This is a genomic window from Enterobacter huaxiensis, from assembly GCF_003594935.2.
GTDB lineage: Bacteria > Pseudomonadota > Gammaproteobacteria > Enterobacterales > Enterobacteriaceae > Enterobacter > Enterobacter huaxiensis.
The window spans coordinates 3407815-3425478 of record NZ_CP043342.1 but is presented as its reverse complement, the minus strand read 5'-3'; the positions used below and the strand labels follow the sequence as shown (position 1 = coordinate 3425478).

The following is a 17664-nucleotide window of genomic DNA, read 5'->3' as shown; positions in this document are numbered from 1 at the left end:
GCGACAAGGGGAAATACAAGGCCTGCCGGAAAGGCAGGCCAGAAGGATCACGGCTGGTAAATGCCCACGCCAGAATCGTTGACTTTGCGGGTGCGGGAAATAACGGATTCCGGAGATTCAGCAATTCGCAGGCCCATTTCGTCTTCTGTACGAACCAGCTTCGCGCGCAGGGAGTTGGTCAGCACGTCGACAATCTCGACGTCCACGAATTTACCGATCAGATCCGGGGTGCCTTCAAAGTTCACCACGCGGTTATTCTCGGTACGGCCGGACAGCTCCATAATGCTCTTGCGTGAAGTGCCTTCCACCAGAATACGCTGGACGGTCCCGAGCATACGGCGGCTCCAGGCGTTGGCCTGCTGGTTGATGCGCTCCTGCAGGATATACAGACGCTGCTTTTTCTCTTCTTCCGGCACGTCGTCAACCATATCGGCCGCAGGGGTTCCCGGACGCGCAGAGAAGATGAAGCTGTAGCTCACGTCGAAGTTTACCTCGCCGATGAGCTTCATGGTGCGCTCGAAGTCGTCGGTGGTTTCGCCAGGGAAGCCGACGATGAAGTCGGAGCTGATCTGGATATCCGGACGTGCCGCAAGCAGTTTGCGGATGGTGGATTTGTACTCCAGCACCGTATGCGGACGGCCCATCAGGTTCAGCACGCGGTCGGAACCGCACTGAATCGGCAGGTGCAGGAAGCTCACCAGCTCCGGCGTATCCCGGTAAACGTCAATGATGTCGTCGGTAAATTCCATCGGGTGGCTGGTGGTAAAGCGAATGCGGTCGATGCCGTCAATCGCGGCCACCAGGCGCAGCAGCTCGGCAAAACTGCCCGTGGTGCCATCGTAGTTCTCGCCGCGCCAGGCGTTCACGTTCTGGCCCAGCAGGTTCACTTCGCGCACGCCCTGCGCGGCAAGCTGCGCGATTTCAAACAGAATATCGTCCGCCGGGCGGCTGACTTCTTCGCCGCGCGTGTACGGCACCACGCAGTAGGTACAGTATTTGTTGCAGCCTTCCATGATGGAGACGAAGGCGGTCGGGCCATCGGCGCGCGGCTCTGGCAGACGGTCAAATTTTTCGATTTCCGGGAAGCTCACGTCAACGACCGGGCTACGGTTGCCGCGCACTTTAGTGATCATCTCCGGCAGGCGGTGCAGGGTCTGTGGGCCAAAGACAATATCCACATACGGCGCTCTCTGGCGGATCAGCTTACCTTCCTGCGACGCGACGCAGCCGCCCACGCCGATGATCAGGTCCGGATTTTTGCGCTTGAGAAGCTTCCAGCGGCCTAATACGTGAAAGACTTTTTCCTGCGCTTTTTCACGAATCGAACAGGTGTTCAGCAGCAGCACATCGGCTTCTTTCACGTTTTCGGTCAGCTGGTATCCGTGGGTTGAATCCAGCAGATCGGCCATCTTAGATGAATCGTATTCATTCATCTGACAGCCCCAGGTTTTTATATGGAGTTTTTTCGTCATCGACTTGCTCAGCTCAGGATTGCAAGCCGCGTATTGTAATGCTTTGGTGGGGTTGTGACCAGTATGAAGGTTATGCGTCTCAAGACCGCAAAAATCCGGTAAACTTAAGGGATTCTCCAATAAGGAAAAATGACCATGACACTCCTACACACCGAAGTTGCCGTTGTCGGCGGCGGTATGGTCGGCGGCGCGCTGGCGCTGGGGCTGGCGCAGCAGGGATTTGAGGTAACCGTTATTGAACAGGCCGCCCCGCCGGCCTTCGATCCCGCCAGCAAACCGGACGTGCGCATTTCTGCGATAAGCGCGGCGTCGGTCGATCTGCTGCGCGGGCTGGGCGTCTGGGAGGCGGTGCTGGCGATGCGCGCCCATCCTTACAGTCGCCTCGAAACCTGGGAGTGGGAAAATGCCCACGTCGCGTTTGATGCTGCCGAGCTGAAGCTGCCGCGCCTGGGCTATATGGTAGAGAACAACGTGCTCCAGCTCGCGCTCTGGCAGGCGCTGGAGGCGCACCCGAAGGTGACGCTGCGCGTTCCTGATTCCCTCAAGGCGTTGCATCATCAACCGGGGGGATATGTGCTGACGCTGGATAACGGCGATGAGCTGGCCGTGAAGCTGGTGGTGGGAGCCGATGGTGCCAACTCGCAGGTCAGGCAGATGGCCGGTATTGGGGTTCATGCCTGGCAGTATCAGCAGTCCTGCATGCTGATCACCGTTCAGTCTGAAAATGCACCGGGTGAAAGCACCTGGCAGCACTTCACCCCGAACGGCCCGCACGCGTTTTTACCGCTGTTTGATAACTGGGCGTCGCTGGTGTGGTACGACAAGCCGGTGCGCATTCGTCAGCTGCAGGGGCTTACCATGGAACAGCTGCAGCGTGAGATTCTGCTGCACTTCCCGAGCCGCCTGGGCCACGTCACGCCGGTTGCGGCTGGCGCATTCCCGCTCACGCGCCGCCATGCCCTGCAGTATGCCCGTGAAGGATTAGCCCTGGTGGGGGATGCGGCACACACCATTCACCCGCTGGCCGGGCAGGGGGTGAATCTCGGGTATCGTGACGTTGACGCCCTGCTGGACGTGTTAGGCAAAGCGCGCGCTCACGCTGAGGCCTGGTCCAGCCAGAGGGTACTGAAGCGCTACCAGACGCGTCGCATGGCGGATAACTTCATCATGCAGTCGGGGATGGATCTATTCTACGCAGGGTTCAGCAACGACCTGGGGCCGGTGCGCATTTTGCGAAATATTGGATTGATGGCGGCAGAGCGAGCCGGCGGTTTGAAGCGTCAGGCCCTGAAATACGCCCTGGGCCTTTAATCTTTATTCCCTCTCCCTGTGGGAGAGGGCCAGGGTGAGGGCATCAGGCCGCACAATTCTGAACAACAAAAACAAAAAAGCCCGCAGAGCGGGCTTTTTTGTTACTGATTGGCTGGGGTGCAGGGATTCGAACCCCGGAATGCTGGTATCAGAAACCAGTGCCTTACCGCTTGGCGACACCCCAATTGCGTTAAACAAACTGCTTAACGACTTTTTAAATTGGCTGGGGTACGAGGATTCGAACCTCGGAATGCTGGTATCAGAAACCAGAGCCTTACCGCTTGGCGATACCCCAACAATTTTTTTTAGTCTATCGAATCATTCGACAGATTACTAATATGGTGGCTACGACGGGATTCGAACCTGTGACCCCATCATTATGAGTGATGTGCTCTAACCAACTGAGCTACGTAGCCAGTACTGCAATCTTCGATGGCTGGGGTACCTGGATTCGAACCAGGGAATGCCGGTATCAAAAACCGGTGCCTTACCGCTTGGCGATACCCCAATACCGCGGAGAACCGCAAAATCGAAGAAATATGGCTGGGGTACCTGGATTCGAACCAGGGAATGCCGGTATCAAAAACCGGTGCCTTACCGCTTGGCGATACCCCATCCGTGCAACGCTTACTTGGGAATGGTGCGGGAGGCGAGACTTGAACTCGCACACCTTGCGGCGCCAGAACCTAAATCTGGTGCGTCTACCAATTTCGCCACTCCCGCAAAAAAAGATGGTGGCTACGACGGGATTCGAACCTGTGACCCCATCATTATGAGTGATGTGCTCTAACCAACTGAGCTACGTAGCCATCTTTTTTTCGCGTTACCTTATCGGCGTTGCGGGGCGCATTATGCGTATAGACCCTTGCAGCGTCAACACCTTTTTCAACGAAAATAGCCGGAATGTGACTGTTTGGTTAGGTTGCGAACAGCGAGGCCGAATATTCGACAATTATTGGTTATTTATCGTTTTTGACGGGTGAAAAGTGGGGTAAAAAAAATCAGGCCCCGGAGGGCCTGATTACAATCTGAACGTTATTTATAGGCTGACTGGTGAACGCCTACCGCGCGTCCTGATGGATCGTTCATGGATTTGAAAGATTCATCCCATTCAATGGCTTTGGCGGAAGAGCAGGCGACGGACGGGCCACCCGGTACACACTCAGCGGCACTCGGAACCGGGAACAGCTCTTCGAAGATCTCACGGTACAGATACGCCTCTTTCGAGCCCGGCGTGTTGTACGGGAAGCGGAAGCTCGCGGTTTCCAGCTGTTGGTCAGAAACCTGTTTTGCGGCCACCTCTTTCAGGGTGTCGATCCAGCTGTAACCTACGCCATCGGAGAACTGCTCTTTCTGACGCCAGGCAACGCTCGCCGGCAGGTAGGATTCAAAACATTCGCGCAGAATATGTTTTTCCATTTTGCCGTTGCCGCACATTTTATCCTGCGGGTTAATGCGCATCGCCACGTCAAGGAAGGCCTTGTCCAGGAACGGCACGCGCGCTTCCACGCCCCAGGCGGACATCGCTTTGTTGGCACGCGCACAGTCAAACATGTGCAGCGCCTGCAGCTTACGCACGGTTTCTTCGTGCAGCTCTTTAGCATTTGGCGCCTTATGGAAGTACAGGTAGCCGCCAAATACTTCGTCAGAACCTTCACCGGACAGCACCATCTTGATGCCCATCGCCTTGATCTTACGCGACATCAGGTACATCGGCGTAGAGGCGCGGATGGTGGTCACGTCATAGGTTTCAATGTGATAGATCACATCGCGGATCGCATCCAGACCTTCCTGCACGGTGAAGTGAATCTCGTGGTGCACGGTGCCGAGATGGTTTGCCACTTCCTGCGCGGCTTTCAGGTCAGGCGCACCCTCCAGGCCAACGGCAAAGGAGTGCAGCTGCGGCCACCAGGCCTCAGAGCGTTCCTGATCTTCCACGCGGCGTGCGGCGAATTTCTTGGTGATCGCGGAGATCACGGAGGAGTCCAGCCCGCCGGAGAGCAGCACGCCGTACGGCACGTCTGACATCAGGTGGCTTTTCACGGCGTCTTCCAGCGCCTGACGCAGCTCGGCTTTGTCAGTCACGTTGTCTTTTACCGCGTCGTAGTCGAACCAGTCGCGCTGGTAGTACTGGCGGATCTCACCGTCTTTGCTCCACAGGTAGCTGCCCGCCGGGAACTCTTTAATAGTGCGACACACCGGGACCAGGGCCTTCATTTCAGACGCCACGTAGAAGTTACCGTGCTCATCGTGGCCCATGTACAGCGGGATAATACCGATGTGGTCGCGGCCAATCAGGTAAGCATCTTTTTCGCTGTCGTACAGGGCGAAGGCAAACATGCCCTGCAGGTCGTCCAGGAACTCTGGGCCTTTCTCCTGATACAGCGCCAGGATCACTTCGCAGTCAGAGCCGGTCTGAAACGCGTAGCGATCGCCATACTCTGCGCGCAGCGCCTGATGGTTGTAGATTTCACCGTTCACAGCCAGCGCGTGCGTTTTTTTCTCGTTATACAGCGGCTGTGCTCCGGCGTTGACGTCAACAATCGACAGACGTTCGTGGGCCAGAATCGCTTTATCGCTGGCGTAAACGCCTGACCAGTCCGGGCCGCGATGGCGCATCAGGCGCGAGAGTTCGAGTGCCTTTTTACGCAGTTCGACCGCGTCAGTTTTAATATCCAGTACGCCAAAAATTGAACACATAACCTTCTCCGTTAACCCTGTTGCTTTGTAATGTTGCTTGCTTATGAAAATGCCGCAAAGGGTGAGGGCGCGCAAGCGTTTTGCCGGAGAAAACGCAAATAGTGCAACAGTGATTGCTGAATGTTGAAAAAAGCGTATGGAGAAAGCATTTTTATTGATGATTATGCAGTGGATGACGCTTTCTGTTAGATGTCGTTGCGTTTTGCGGGGCTGATAATGAAAAACCACGCCCTGAGGCGTGGTTCTGGATCAGATAACGTCGATTTCCTCGACGGAGGGATAAATCCAGCTCGGACGGAACGGCATGGCGTCGATGTCATCAAGCTGAGAGACGCCGGAGAGCACGAGAATGGTTTCAAGCCCCGCCTGGAAGCCCGCCAGAATATCGGTGCGCAGGTTATCGCCGACAATGACGGTTTCTTCGGAGTGGGCCTGCATTTTATTCAGCGCGGCGCGGATGATCCACGGGCTCGGTTTACCGACGACAAACGGCTTACGACCGGAAATTTTTTCGATGCCGGCGCACAGCGCGCCGCAGGCCGGATAAAAACCGCGGCCGTGCGTGTCCGGGTTGGTGGCGATGAAACGCGCGCCGTTGGCAACAAAGTATGCTGCTTTATGCATCATCTCCCAGTTAAAGGAGCGCGTCTCGCCGACGATCACAAAGTCCGGGTTCACGTCGGTTATGGTAAAGCCCGCTTTATACAGCTCGTGGATTAGCGCACCTTCACCGACCACGTAGGCCTTTTTCCCCTCCTGACGCTTCAGGAAATCAGCCGTCGCCATCGCGGAGGTATAAAACACGCTGTCCGGTACGTTAACGCCCGCGGTAGCGAAACGGTTCGCCAAATCCTGACCGGTTTGGGAAGGGTAGTTCGTGAGAAGAACCAGTGGCATTCCTTTGTCGATGATGCGGTAAAGAAACTCCGCAGCACCCGGCACGGCAACGTTGTCGTGCATCAGCACGCCGTCGATATCACAAATTACATTCTTAATGGTCATGGACTTCCCGACATCAAAAAAAGAAGGCGTTACTATAAGGTCCGATCAGGATTCCAGCAAATGCTGGAGGAGGATCCCATTGAGCATGGCGCGTTTTACCAGGGCAAAAGCACCAATCGCCGAGCGATGATCCAGCGTTGAGCGCACCACCGGTAAGTTCTGACGAAACGCCTTCAGCGCCTGAGTATTAATGCAGCCCTCGATGGCGGGCAGTAACACTTTTTCCGCTTCGACGATCTCGCCTGCGATCACCACTTTTTGCGGGTTAAACAGGTTGATGGCAATGGCGATGGTTTTACCCAGATGGCGCCCAACCTGCTCGATCACTTCGCAGGCCAGCGCATCGCCCTTGTTGGCGGCTTTGCAGATGGCGCCGATCTTACAGTCATCCAGCGCCACGCGGCTTTGATAGCCCTGCTCCAGCAGATGACGAACCCGATGTTCGATAGCGGCGTTGGCAGCAACCGTTTCAAGGCAGCCGAAGTTGCCGCAGTGGCAGCGTTCGCCGAGCGGGTCCACCTGAATGTGGCCGATCTCGCCTACGTTGCCGTTGCGGCCGATGAAAATGCGGCCGTTGGAGATAATACCTGCGCCCGTACCGCGGTGAACGCGCACCAGAATAGAGTCTTCGCAGTCCTGGCTCGCACCAAAGTAGTGCTCTGCCAGCGCCAGAGAGCGAATATCGTGACCCACAAAGCAGGTGACCTTAAAGCGCTTTTCCAGCGCGTCGACCAGCCCCCAGTTCTCAACCTGAATGTGCGGCATATAGCGAATGACGCCGCTTTCCGGGTCGACAAGGCCGGGTAAAATCACGGAGATGGCAATAAGCTCGCGGATTTTGCGCTGACAGTGCTCAATAAACTGGGCGATGGTGTTCAGCAGCGCGTGTTCCAGCGTCTCCTGGGTGCGCTCCGGCAGGGGATAGTGCTCTTCGGCGATGGCTTTGCTGCTCAGATCGTAGAGCGTAAGCGTGGTGTCATGACGACCAAGACGAACGCCAATGGCCTGAAAATTGCGGGTTTCGGTCACGATGGAGATGGCGCGGCGGCCTCCGGTGGAGGCCTGCTGATCGACTTCTTTGATCAGGCCGCGCTCAATAAGCTGGCGCGTAATTTTTGTCACGCTGGCGGGAGCAAGCTGGCTTTGTTCGGCTATCTGAATGCGTGAGATTGGCCCGTGTGAGTCAATCAGGCGATAAACTGCCGCGCTGTTAAGTTGTTTAACGAGATCGACATTACCGATTTGAGCTTGTCCGCCTGGTGTCATACTTTTACTTACTCAGTGACGACCTCGTTACCATTAACGATGGTCTTAATAATTTTATAATCGTGTGTGAACGCCGTCAGGTTTGCAACCATCCCCGGTGCAATGCCACCGAGTTGTTTATCCACGCCCATTGCGCGAGCCGGATAAAGCGTTGCCATACGCAGCACTTCATCAAGCGCAATACCGCAGTGCTCGACCAGGTTACGCACCCCTTCAATCATGGTCAGGGCAGAACCGCTCAGCGTACCGTTCTCATCCACACAGAGTCCATTGCGGTAGTATATTGTTTTACCAGCAAAAATGAACTGCTCAATATTTGCCCCTGCTGGCGCTGTGGCATCTGTCACCAGACACAGCTTGTCACCCTTCAGGCGCTTGGCGTTGCGAATGTTGGTGTAATCAACGTGCAGGCCGTCGGCGATAATGCCGCAGTAAACGTCTGGCTCATCCAGAATCGCCCCGACAAGACCCGGCTCGCGGCCGGTAATATACGGCATGGCGTTGTAGAGGTGGGTCGCAAAGGTGATCCCTGCGCGGAAGCCCGCTTTGGCTTCCTTCAGCGTGGCGTTTGAGTGACCTGCTGACACCACAATCCCGGCGGCAGCCAGCTTGCTGATGACGTCAGTACCGGTCATTTCAGGGGCCAGCGTCACTTTGGTAATCACATCGGCGTTGGCACACATGTAGTCAACCAGCTCGGCGTCCGGTTTACGCACGTAGTCCGGGTTATGCGTGCCTTTCTTGACCATGTTCAGCCACGGACCTTCAAGGTGCAGGCCGAGTGCCTGGTTTGGATATTTCGCCAGGTATTCACGCATCACGCGGATACCCTGCTTCATCAGGTCATCGCTGCTGGTGATAAGCGTTGGCAAATAGCTGGTGCAGCCCGATTTCTCATTGGCTTTCTGCATGATTTCCAGCGTTTCAACCGTCACCGCCTCTGCGGTGTCATTAAACTGCACGCCGCCGCAGCCGTTAAGCTGCACGTCGATGAAACCGGGGGAGATTATTGCTCCATTGAGTGAGCGCTGTTCTATCTCCGGCGGCAGCTCGGCCAGCGGGCAAACACGTTCAATCAGGCCATTCGCGATAACAATCGCGTGGTCATCCAGAATTTCATGGCCGGTATAAATCCGACCGTGGGTTAAAGCGTACATAACGACCCCCGGTTTAAAAAAGCGACCGCCCCTGCAGACAGAGGCGGTTATTCAATTACAGACCTTTGATGTTCTCTGCTTCTAACTCGTTAAAGTATTTCAGCGTTTTCACTTTCAGCTCCATCGTGGACGGCTCGTCACACACGACGACGGCCTTTGGATGCAGCTGCAGGCAGCTGATAGTCCACATGTGGTTAACGTTGCCTTCAACGGCTGCCTGTAGCGCCTGCGCCTTCACGCCGCCCAGCACCAGAATCATCACTTCTTCGGCATCCAGCAGGGTGCCTACGCCCACGGTCAGCGCGTATTTTGGCACCTGGTTCACGTCACCGTCAAAGAAGCGGGAGTTTGCCACGCGGGTGTCATGGGTCAGCGTTTTAATACGGGTGCGGGAAGCCAGGGAAGATGCGGGTTCGTTAAACGCGATATGACCATCGTTGCCCACGCCGCCCATAAACAGGTGGATTTTACCGTAGGAACGGATTTTTTCTTCGTACTGACGGCATTCTGCGTCAATATCAGGCGCGTTACCATTCAGCAGGTTAATGTTTTCAGCTGGAATATCAACGTGATCAAAGAAATTACGGTGCATGAAGCTATGGTAGCTTTCCGGGTGCTCCTTTGGCAGGCCAACATATTCGTCCATGTTGAACGTCACAACATGCTTGAAGCTAACCTGGCCCGCTTTGTGCATTTCAACCAGAGCTTTATATGCGGTCAGCGGGGTGCCGCCGGTTGGAAGGCCGAGAACGAAAGGACGATCGGCGGTAGGTTTGAACGCGTTGATGCGGTTAACGATATGACGTGCAGCCCATTTACCGACTTGTTCAGCTGTTGCCAGGGGAATCAGTCTCATTGTTCACCTCTAAAGTTAAAGTAAAAAAGTGGGCGGATGATTAGTGCAGCCTGATACTTAAGCGTAACCTGGAACCTTTCAGGCCGGATCAATCCGTCTTGATTTTTTGAATGATAAAATAAGTTTTCGCTGTTAGCCAGTGAAAGGGAGGGGGGATTACGATATTTGGTGACAAAAATCACAAAAAATGGGTGTTTAATTTGCGATACGAATTAATTTTCCACACACTCACAATGCCAGTGAATCATCAACTGTATTTATAGTTAGTGACACAATAAAAAACACAGCTGAGAACGTGCCTTAACGGGGTCTCATAGGGGGAAGAAAGTGAGTATTCTAGGTTATTTACAGAAGGTTGGTCGCGCACTTATGGTGCCGGTCGCCACGCTGCCAGCGGCAGCGATATTAATGGGTGTCGGTTACTGGATTGACCCAGTAGGCTGGGGTGGGGACAACGCGTTAGCGGCGTTCTTCATTAAGTCTGGTTCCGCCATCATCGACAACATGTCCGTGCTGTTTGCCATTGGTGTGGCTTACGGTATGTCCAAAGATAAAGACGGCGCTGCGGCGCTGACCGGCTTCGTGGGCTTCCTGGTGCTGACCACGCTCTGCTCGCCGGCTGCGGTTTCCATGATCCAGAAGATCCCGGCGGACCAGGTTCCTGCCGCGTTCGGTAAGATCAGCAACCAGTTCGTGGGTATTCTCGTCGGTATCATCTCTGCGGAACTGTACAACCGCTTCAGCAGCGTTGAGCTGCCGAAAGCGCTGTCGTTCTTCAGCGGCCGTCGTCTGGTGCCAATCCTCACCTCCTTCGTGATGATCCTCGTTGCGTTCATCCTGATGTACATCTGGCCGGTGATTTTCGACGGTCTGGTGAACTTCGGTGAACACATCCAGAAGCTGGGCTCTGTCGGTGCGGGCGTCTATGCGTTCTTCAACCGTCTGCTGATCCCGGTGGGTCTGCACCACGCGCTGAACTCCGTATTCTGGTTCGACGTTGCCGGTATCAACGATATTCCTAACTTCCTGGGTGGCGCACAGTCCATCGAAGCGGGTAAAGCGGTTGTGGGTATCACCGGTCGTTACCAGGCGGGCTTCTTCCCAATCATGATGTTCGGCCTGCCGGGTGCCGCGCTGGCTATCTACCACTGCGCGCGTCCTGAGAACAAAGCGAAGGTGCTGGGTATCATGATGGCGGGTGCATTTGCCGCCTTCTTTACCGGTATCACCGAGCCGCTGGAATTCTCCTTCATGTTCGTTGCCCCGGTTCTGTATGTGATCCACGCCGTGCTGACCGGTATCTCCGTGTTCATCGCTGCAAGCATGCAGTGGATTGCTGGCTTCGGCTTCAGTGCCGGTCTGGTGGATATGGTGCTGTCGTCCCGTAACCCGCTGGCGACCCACTGGTGGATGCTGATCCCGCAAGGTCTGGTGTTCTTCGCTATCTACTACGTGGTATTCCGCTTCACCATCACTAAATTCAACCTGATGACCCCGGGCCGTGAGCTGGCAGTTGCCGGTAGCGAAGCGGATGGTCAGGACGTGAACGTGAGCGCGGACAAAGAGCAGGACGTTGCAGGTCTGGCGCGTCAGTACATCGCTGCCGTGGGCGGTTCTGACAACCTGACCGGTATCGACGCCTGTATCACTCGTCTGCGTCTGAACGTGAAAGACTCTTCCCTGGTAAACGAAGCGCTGGCAAAACGCCTGGGTGCCTCCGGCGTTATCCGCCTGAACAAAACCAGCGTGCAGATTATCGTCGGCTTCGTGGCGGAGAAAATTGCTAACGCCATGAAAACTACCGGTCCGGTAGCCGCAGCGGAAGCGTCAGCTGCCCCTGCTGCTGCACCAGCCGCCGCCAGGCCACAGGCTGTGCCAAATGCCGTGACCATCGCCGCGCTGGTATCCCCGGTCACCGGTGACGTGGTTGCCATTGAGCAGGTGCCTGACGAAGCCTTCGCCAGCAAAGCGGTGGGTGACGGCGTGGCCGTGAAGCCAACGGACAAAACCGTTGTGTCTCCTGCTGCCGGTACCATCGTGAAAATCTTCAACACCAACCACGCGTTCTGCCTCGAAACCGAAAAAGGCGCGGAAATCGTTGTCCATATGGGTATCGATACCGTTGCGCTGAACGGTCAGGGCTTTACTCGCCTGGTAGAAGAGGGTGCCGAAGTGGTCGCAGGCCAGCCGATTCTGGAAATGGATCTGGACTTCCTGAACGCCAACGCGCGCTCGATGATCAGCCCGGTCGTGTGCAGCAACATCGACGACTTCAGCGGCCTGGTTATCCAGGCGAAAGGTCAGGTTGTTGCGGGCGAAACGCCACTGTATGAGATTAAAGGCAAGTAATCGCTCCTGAGTAGAGTCATGCCTTAAGCGGCGGGGGATATCCTCCGCCGCTTTTTTTTGCAGCAACTGCCCCCATTATTTTCTCAAGAGACGTTTTAAGGGTTGTCACTACGTCCGGCTTATAAGATCATATGCCGTTATACGTTGTTTACGCTTTGAGGAATCCACGATGAGTGAGGCAGAAGCCCGCCCGAGTAACTTTATTCGTCAGATCATCGATGAAGATCTGGCCAGTGGTAAGCACACCACAGTTCATACCCGCTTCCCGCCGGAGCCGAACGGCTACCTGCATATTGGGCATGCGAAATCTATCTGCCTGAACTTTGGTATTGCGCAAGACTATCAGGGTCAGTGCAACCTGCGTTTCGATGACACCAACCCAGTAAAAGAAGACATCGAATACGTTGAGTCCATCAAGAACGACGTGCAGTGGCTGGGCTTCAGCTGGTCTGGCGATATCTGCTACTCCTCTGACTATTTCGATCAGCTGTATGCCTACGCTGTAGAGCTTATCAACAAAGGTCTGGCGTATGTGGACGAACTGTCTGCCGACGAGATTCGCGAATACCGTGGCTCCCTGACCGCGCCGGGCAAAAACAGCCCGTACCGCGATCGCAGCGTAGAAGAGAACCTGGCGCTGTTTGAAAAAATGCGTGCCGGCGGCTTCGAAGAAGGCAAAGCGTGCCTGCGTGCCAAAATTGACATGGCGTCCCCGTTCATCGTGATGCGCGATCCGGTGCTGTACCGCATTAAGTTTGCGGAACACCACCAGACCGGCAACAAGTGGTGCATCTACCCGATGTACGACTTCACCCACTGCATCAGCGATGCGCTGGAAGGCATCACGCATTCACTCTGTACGCTGGAGTTCCAGGACAACCGCCGTCTGTACGACTGGGTGCTGGATAACATCACTATTCCTGTGCATCCGCGCCAGTACGAGTTCTCTCGTCTGAACCTGGAATACACCGTGATGTCCAAACGTAAGCTGAACCTGCTGGTCACCGACAAGCACGTTGAAGGCTGGGATGATCCGCGCATGCCGACCATCTCTGGTCTGCGCCGTCGTGGCTACACCTCTGCGTCAATTCGCGAGTTCTGCAAACGCATCGGCGTCACCAAACAGGACAACACCATTGAAATCGCTTCTCTGGAATCCTGCATCCGTGAAGACCTGAACGAAAACGCTCCGCGCGCGATGGCGGTGATCGACCCGGTTAAGCTGGTTATCGAAAACTACCCGCAGGGCAAGAGCGAGCTGGTGGCAATGCCTAACCATCCGAGCAAGCCGGAGATGGGGACCCGCGACGTGCCGTTCAGCGGCGAAATCTGGATCGATCGTGCTGACTTCCGCGAAGAAGCGAACAAGCAGTACAAGCGTCTGGTGCTGGGCAAAGAAGTGCGTCTGCGTAACGCGTACGTGATCAAAGCCGAGCGCGTAGAGAAAGATGCAGAAGGGAATATCACCACCATCTTCTGTTCTTACGATGCAGAGACCCTGAGCAAAGATCCTGCTGACGGACGTAAAGTGAAGGGCGTTATTCACTGGGTGAGCGCGACGCATGCGCTGCCGGTGGAAATCCGCCTGTACGACCGTCTGTTCAGCGTGCCTAACCCGGGCGCAGCGGAAGACTTCCTCTCGGTTATCAATACCGAGTCGCTGATTATCAAGCAGGGTTATGCCGAGCCGTCTCTGAAAGCCGCTGAAGCCGGTAAAGCGTTCCAGTTCGAACGCGAAGGGTACTTCTGCCTGGACAGCCGCTACAGCACCGCTGAAAAGCCGGTATTTAACCGTACCGTCGGTCTGCGTGATACCTGGGCTAAGATCGGCGAATAATATCGCTGCTCTGGTCAATGAGAGACAAACGCCGCTATATGCGGCGTTTTTTTATTTAACGATCATGCTATTAACGGTCTGAGGAAATATTCTCTGCCGGGAAATCAGGTCAATGAGGTGCTACTTATTTTTTTAAATAAAGTTTCTATTTTTACGGAAATGGAGATGACTAAAAAACATACGGGGTAGTCTGCCTTTACGCCCTGAAATTTCTCGCTATATCCCGCCATTCCTCGTCTCCCCGTAAATGTTACAAAGCACTACTAATTATGTGCACTTCGTCATAATCCTGACTTTTGCTTATTAAAAAGCATTGATAATTCGCGTCGCGAAAAATAACCTAAAGGCGGTAGTTAATTCGAGGGTATTTCTGACTACCCCTGACCATTAGGTCTTTTATATTTTCGCCGTTTTAGGCGTTTTAATTCGTCAAAGAGGAATAATCTATGCGTACGTTCAGTGGCAAACGTAGTGCGCTGGCGCTGGCTATCGCCGGTGTGACAGCAATGTCGAGCTTGGTGATTACCCCAGAAGCTAAGGCCGAAGGTTTCATCGATGATTCTACCCTCACGGGCGGTATTTATTACTGGCAGCGTCAACGTGACCGTAAAGACGTCACCGAAAACAAATATAAAACCAACCTTGCTCACTCAACCTGGAACGCCAACCTCGATTTCCAGTCGGGCTATGCTGCAGATATGTTCGGTCTGGATATTGCCGCCTTCACGGCCATTGAAATGGCGGAAAACGGCGACAGCGGTCACCCGAACGAAATCGCCTTCTCCTCCAGTAATAAAGCCTATAAAGAAGACTGGTCCGGCGATAAAAGCGGCGTCAGCCTGTATAAGGCAGCAGCGAAATTCAAATACGGCCCGGTATGGGCGCGCGGTGGTTATATTCAGCCAACCGGTCAAACGCTGTTAGCACCGCACTGGAGCTTTATGCCGGGCACCTATCAGGGGGCCGAAGCCGGGGCTAACTTTGACTACGGCGATGCGGGCGCGTTGAGCTTCTCCTACATGTGGACCAACGAATATAAAGCGCCGTGGCACATCGAGATGGACAAGTTTTACCAGAACGATAAAAAGACCAAAGTGGACTATCTCCACTCTCTGGGCGCGAAGTATGACTTCAAAAACGACCTGGTGCTTGAAGCCGCTTTTGGTCAGGCGGAAGGGTATATTGACCAGTACTTTGCAAAAGCCAGCTACAAATTTGATGTTGCGGGCAGCCCGCTGAGCACCAGCTATCAGTTCTACGGTACCCGTGATAAAGCGAGCAATGGCACCGTCAACGATATCTATGACGGCACCGCATGGCTGCAGGCGCTGACCTTCGGCTACAAAGTGGGCCAGGTTGATCTGCGTCTTGAAGGGACATGGGTGAAGGCGGAAGGGCAGCAGGGTTACTTCCTGCAGCGTATGACGCCAACCTATGCATCGTCCAACGGTCGTCTGGATATCTGGTGGGATAACCGCTCTGACTTCAACGCCGACGGCGAAAAAGCGCTCTTCTTCGGCGCGATGTACGACCTCAAAAACTGGAACCTGCCTGGCTGGGCGGTGGGGGCATCTTACGCTTATGCCTGGGACGCGAAGCCTGCTGATATGGCCACTCCGGACGCATACTACGATCCAAACTACCGTCTGAAAGAGTCCTCTTACAGCCTGGATGCGATCTACACCCTGCAGGATGGGCGCGCGAAAGGCACGATGTTTAAACTGCACTTCACGCAGTATGACAACCACTCTGACATTCCGAGCTATGCGGGCGGTTACGGCAACATCTTCCAGGATGAACGTGACGTGAAATTCATGGTTATCGCACCATTCACCATCTTCTGATGAACGCACCGGCGGGCTGAGTCCCGCCGGTATGGAGACTGCACATGATGAAAAAAATTGTAATCGTCGCGTTGCTGGCATCAGGGCTGGTGGCGTGTGCTCAGACACAGGCGCCGAAAGAGGACACCCGTCTGAAGGAGGCGTATAGCGCCTGCATCAATACTGCGGAAGGTTCGCCGGAGAAAATCGAGGCCTGTCAGAGCGTGCTTAACGTGCTGAAGAAAGAGAAAGCGCACGAGCAGTTCGCGACGCAGGAAAACGTCCGCGTGATGGATTACCAGGCCTGCATTCAGGCGCGTAAAACCGGTAACGATCAGGAAGTGGCGAAGCGTTGCGACCAGATTTGGAAAGAAATTCGAAGCAATAACAGTAATTAATTCGCTGTTATTATGCCCGGTGGCGCTGCGCTTACCGGTCCTACAAAGGTGTCATAGCCCGTAGGCCCGGCAAGCGCAGCGCCACCGGGCTTTTTAACGCAAAAAAAAAGCCAACCTAATGGCTGGCTCAGAGTATAAACACGAACTTACTTCGCGTCGTGCGCGTGGTCGTTTTCGCGGCAGTCGCCTTCAGCGCAGTGACCATACAGGTACAGGCTGTGATTGGTCAGGCGGATGCCGTGACGGGCAGCGATTTCACGCTGGCGTGATTCGATGGAATCATCGCTAAATTCAATGACCTTGCCACAGTCGAGGCAGATCAGGTGATCGTGGTGATGCTGCTGGGTCAGTTCGAAAACAGACTTACCGCCTTCGAAATTATGACGGGTCACAATGCCCGCGTCATCGAACTGGTTCAGCACGCGATACACGGTTGCCAGCCCAATCTCTTCGCCCATGTCGATAAGACGCTTATAAAGGTCTTCCGCACTGACATGGTGATTGTCTGGTCCCTGAAGCACTTCAAGGATTTTTAACCGAGGAAGCGTTACTTTCAGGCCAGCCTTCTTTAATGCGGTATTGTTGTCAGTCATGCGGAATCTGTCCTGTTGCTAAACGATTCACTTCTAATGAAGAAGTGACAGAAAATGCACTTGGGATAATGCGTCTCATTATAGAACTGCCATGGCTAAATGAAAACTGCAAGTCTCAAGCAAAGTATGCTTATAAAAACGTGGTATCACCAACAAACTTGTTCGATGGCACCCACTTTTTACCAGGGGGATATTGTACAGGTCTGAGCGAAAAAGTTAAAAGTTTGTAGCAATTAATTTAATCGGTTTTACCTGGAAAATGGGCGCAACCAAGGCTGCGCCGCAGGGCCATCAGGCGTTCAGAATGTCGTCCAGATTCAGCTCTTCGCGAACCTGCTTAACCCATTTTTCAACGCGCTCAGCGGTGAGTTCCGGCTGACGATCTTCATCGATAGCCAGGCCCACGAAGTGATCGTCATCCGCCAGGCCTTTGGACGCTTCAAAGTGATAACCCGCCGTTGGCCAGTGGCCCACGATAGCAGCACCGCGTGGCTCGATGATGTCGCGGATGGTGCCCAGTGCGTCACAGAAGTACTCTGCGTAGTCTTCCTGATCGCCACAGCCAAACAGCGCAACCAGCTTGCCGTTGAAGTCCACCTCTTCCAGCGTCGGGAAGAAATCGTCCCAGTCACACTGGGCTTCACCGTAGTACCAGGTTGGGATACCCAGCAGCAGGATGTCATAGCCTTCGAGGTCTTCTTTGCTGCTCTTGGCGATGTCGTGCACATCGGCAACGTCTTTACCGAGCTGTTTTTGAATGTTTTTTGCGATATTTTCGGTATTGCCGGTATCACTGCCGAAGAAAATGCCGATGATTGCCATGAGTAAAATAACCTCTTGAAACTTAATGGTATGGTGGCGCAATTTGTCCACGGATAAGGGCAATAATAGCAGAACAGA

General features: G+C 54.5%; 13 protein-coding genes and 7 tRNA genes. 5 read left to right on the top strand and 15 right to left on the bottom strand.

Features of this window, described 5'->3' with window-relative positions; translation table 11 throughout:
- Positions 1–47: 47 nt before the first annotated feature.
- Positions 48–1472, bottom strand: a complete 1425-nt coding sequence (gene miaB / locus D5067_RS16385; RefSeq protein WP_119935078.1) for a tRNA (N6-isopentenyl adenosine(37)-C2)-methylthiotransferase MiaB — start codon at positions 1470–1472, stop codon at positions 48–50.
- Positions 1473–1607: 135 nt separating this feature from the next.
- Here miaB and ubiF point away from each other — a divergent pair, with 135 nt between their 5' ends.
- Positions 1608–2783 carry a 3-demethoxyubiquinol 3-hydroxylase gene (ubiF, locus tag D5067_RS16380; RefSeq protein WP_119935077.1) on the top strand — a complete coding sequence of 392 codons (1176 nt, stop codon included), beginning with the start codon at positions 1608–1610 and terminating at the stop codon, positions 2781–2783.
- 109 nt (positions 2784–2892) lie between these two features.
- Here ubiF and D5067_RS16375 read toward each other — a convergent pair.
- The 12 genes from D5067_RS16375 to nagB all read right to left on the bottom strand — a co-directional run bounded on the left by D5067_RS16375 (position 2893) and on the right by nagB (position 9764).
- Positions 2893–2967, bottom strand: a tRNA-Gln gene (locus D5067_RS16375).
- A gap of 36 nt (positions 2968–3003) precedes the next feature.
- Positions 3004–3078, bottom strand: a tRNA-Gln gene (locus D5067_RS16370).
- A gap of 44 nt (positions 3079–3122) precedes the next feature.
- Positions 3123–3199: transfer RNA gene (locus tag D5067_RS16365), tRNA-Met, on the bottom strand.
- A 17-nt stretch (positions 3200–3216) separates the two neighbouring features.
- Positions 3217–3291: transfer RNA gene (locus D5067_RS16360), tRNA-Gln, on the bottom strand.
- Positions 3292–3323: 32 nt separating this feature from the next.
- Positions 3324–3398: transfer RNA gene (locus tag D5067_RS16355), tRNA-Gln, on the bottom strand.
- 23 nt (positions 3399–3421) lie between these two features.
- A tRNA-Leu gene (locus D5067_RS16350) sits at positions 3422–3506 on the bottom strand.
- Positions 3507–3515: 9 nt separating this feature from the next.
- Positions 3516–3592 (bottom strand) — tRNA-Met (locus D5067_RS16345).
- Between the two features lie 226 nt (positions 3593–3818).
- Positions 3819–5483, bottom strand: coding sequence for an asparagine synthase B (gene asnB, locus D5067_RS16340; protein ID WP_119935076.1), 1665 nt, complete (start codon positions 5481–5483; stop codon positions 3819–3821).
- Positions 5484–5732: 249 nt separating this feature from the next.
- Positions 5733–6485, bottom strand: coding sequence for a ribonucleotide monophosphatase NagD (nagD, locus tag D5067_RS16335; protein WP_119935075.1), 753 nt, complete (start codon positions 6483–6485; stop codon positions 5733–5735).
- 45 nt (positions 6486–6530) lie between these two features.
- Positions 6531–7751, bottom strand: coding sequence for a DNA-binding transcriptional regulator NagC (gene nagC, locus D5067_RS16330; RefSeq protein ID WP_119935074.1), 1221 nt, complete (start codon positions 7749–7751; stop codon positions 6531–6533).
- Positions 7752–7759: 8 nt separating this feature from the next.
- Positions 7760–8908 (bottom strand): N-acetylglucosamine-6-phosphate deacetylase, encoded by a 1149-nt coding sequence (gene nagA / locus D5067_RS16325; RefSeq protein WP_119935073.1) that lies wholly within the window; start codon positions 8906–8908, stop codon positions 7760–7762.
- Positions 8909–8963: 55 nt separating this feature from the next.
- Positions 8964–9764 carry a glucosamine-6-phosphate deaminase gene (nagB, locus tag D5067_RS16320; protein ID WP_010428635.1) on the bottom strand — a complete coding sequence of 267 codons (801 nt, stop codon included), beginning with the start codon at positions 9762–9764 and terminating at the stop codon, positions 8964–8966.
- A 327-nt stretch (positions 9765–10091) separates the two neighbouring features.
- Here nagB and nagE point away from each other — a divergent pair, with 327 nt between their 5' ends.
- The 4 genes from nagE (at position 10092) to chiQ (ending at position 16171) form a co-directional block, all read left to right on the top strand.
- On the top strand, positions 10092–12113 hold the full coding sequence (gene nagE / locus D5067_RS16315) for an N-acetylglucosamine-specific PTS transporter subunit IIBC (RefSeq protein WP_119935072.1): 2022 nt from the start codon (positions 10092–10094) through the stop codon (positions 12111–12113).
- 169 nt (positions 12114–12282) lie between these two features.
- Positions 12283–13950 carry a glutamine--tRNA ligase gene (gene glnS, locus D5067_RS16310; RefSeq protein WP_119935071.1) on the top strand — a complete coding sequence of 556 codons (1668 nt, stop codon included), beginning with the start codon at positions 12283–12285 and terminating at the stop codon, positions 13948–13950.
- 446 nt (positions 13951–14396) lie between these two features.
- Positions 14397–15794: a chitoporin ChiP gene (gene chiP, locus D5067_RS16305; protein ID WP_119935070.1), complete on the top strand. Its 1398-nt coding sequence runs from the start codon at positions 14397–14399 to the stop codon at positions 15792–15794.
- 47 nt (positions 15795–15841) lie between these two features.
- Entirely contained in the window at positions 15842–16171 is a 330-nt protein-coding gene (chiQ, locus tag D5067_RS16300; RefSeq protein WP_048976320.1) for a ChiQ/YbfN family lipoprotein, read from the top strand.
- A 146-nt stretch (positions 16172–16317) separates the two neighbouring features.
- Here the strand turns inward: chiQ and fur are convergent, their stop codons facing one another.
- Both fur and fldA read right to left on the bottom strand, forming a co-directional pair.
- Positions 16318–16764 carry a ferric iron uptake transcriptional regulator gene (gene fur / locus D5067_RS16295; RefSeq protein WP_119935069.1) on the bottom strand — a complete coding sequence of 149 codons (447 nt, stop codon included), beginning with the start codon at positions 16762–16764 and terminating at the stop codon, positions 16318–16320.
- A gap of 291 nt (positions 16765–17055) precedes the next feature.
- Entirely contained in the window at positions 17056–17586 is a 531-nt protein-coding gene (fldA, locus tag D5067_RS16290; protein ID WP_003858653.1) for a flavodoxin FldA, read from the bottom strand.
- Positions 17587–17664: the final 78 nt, after the last annotated feature.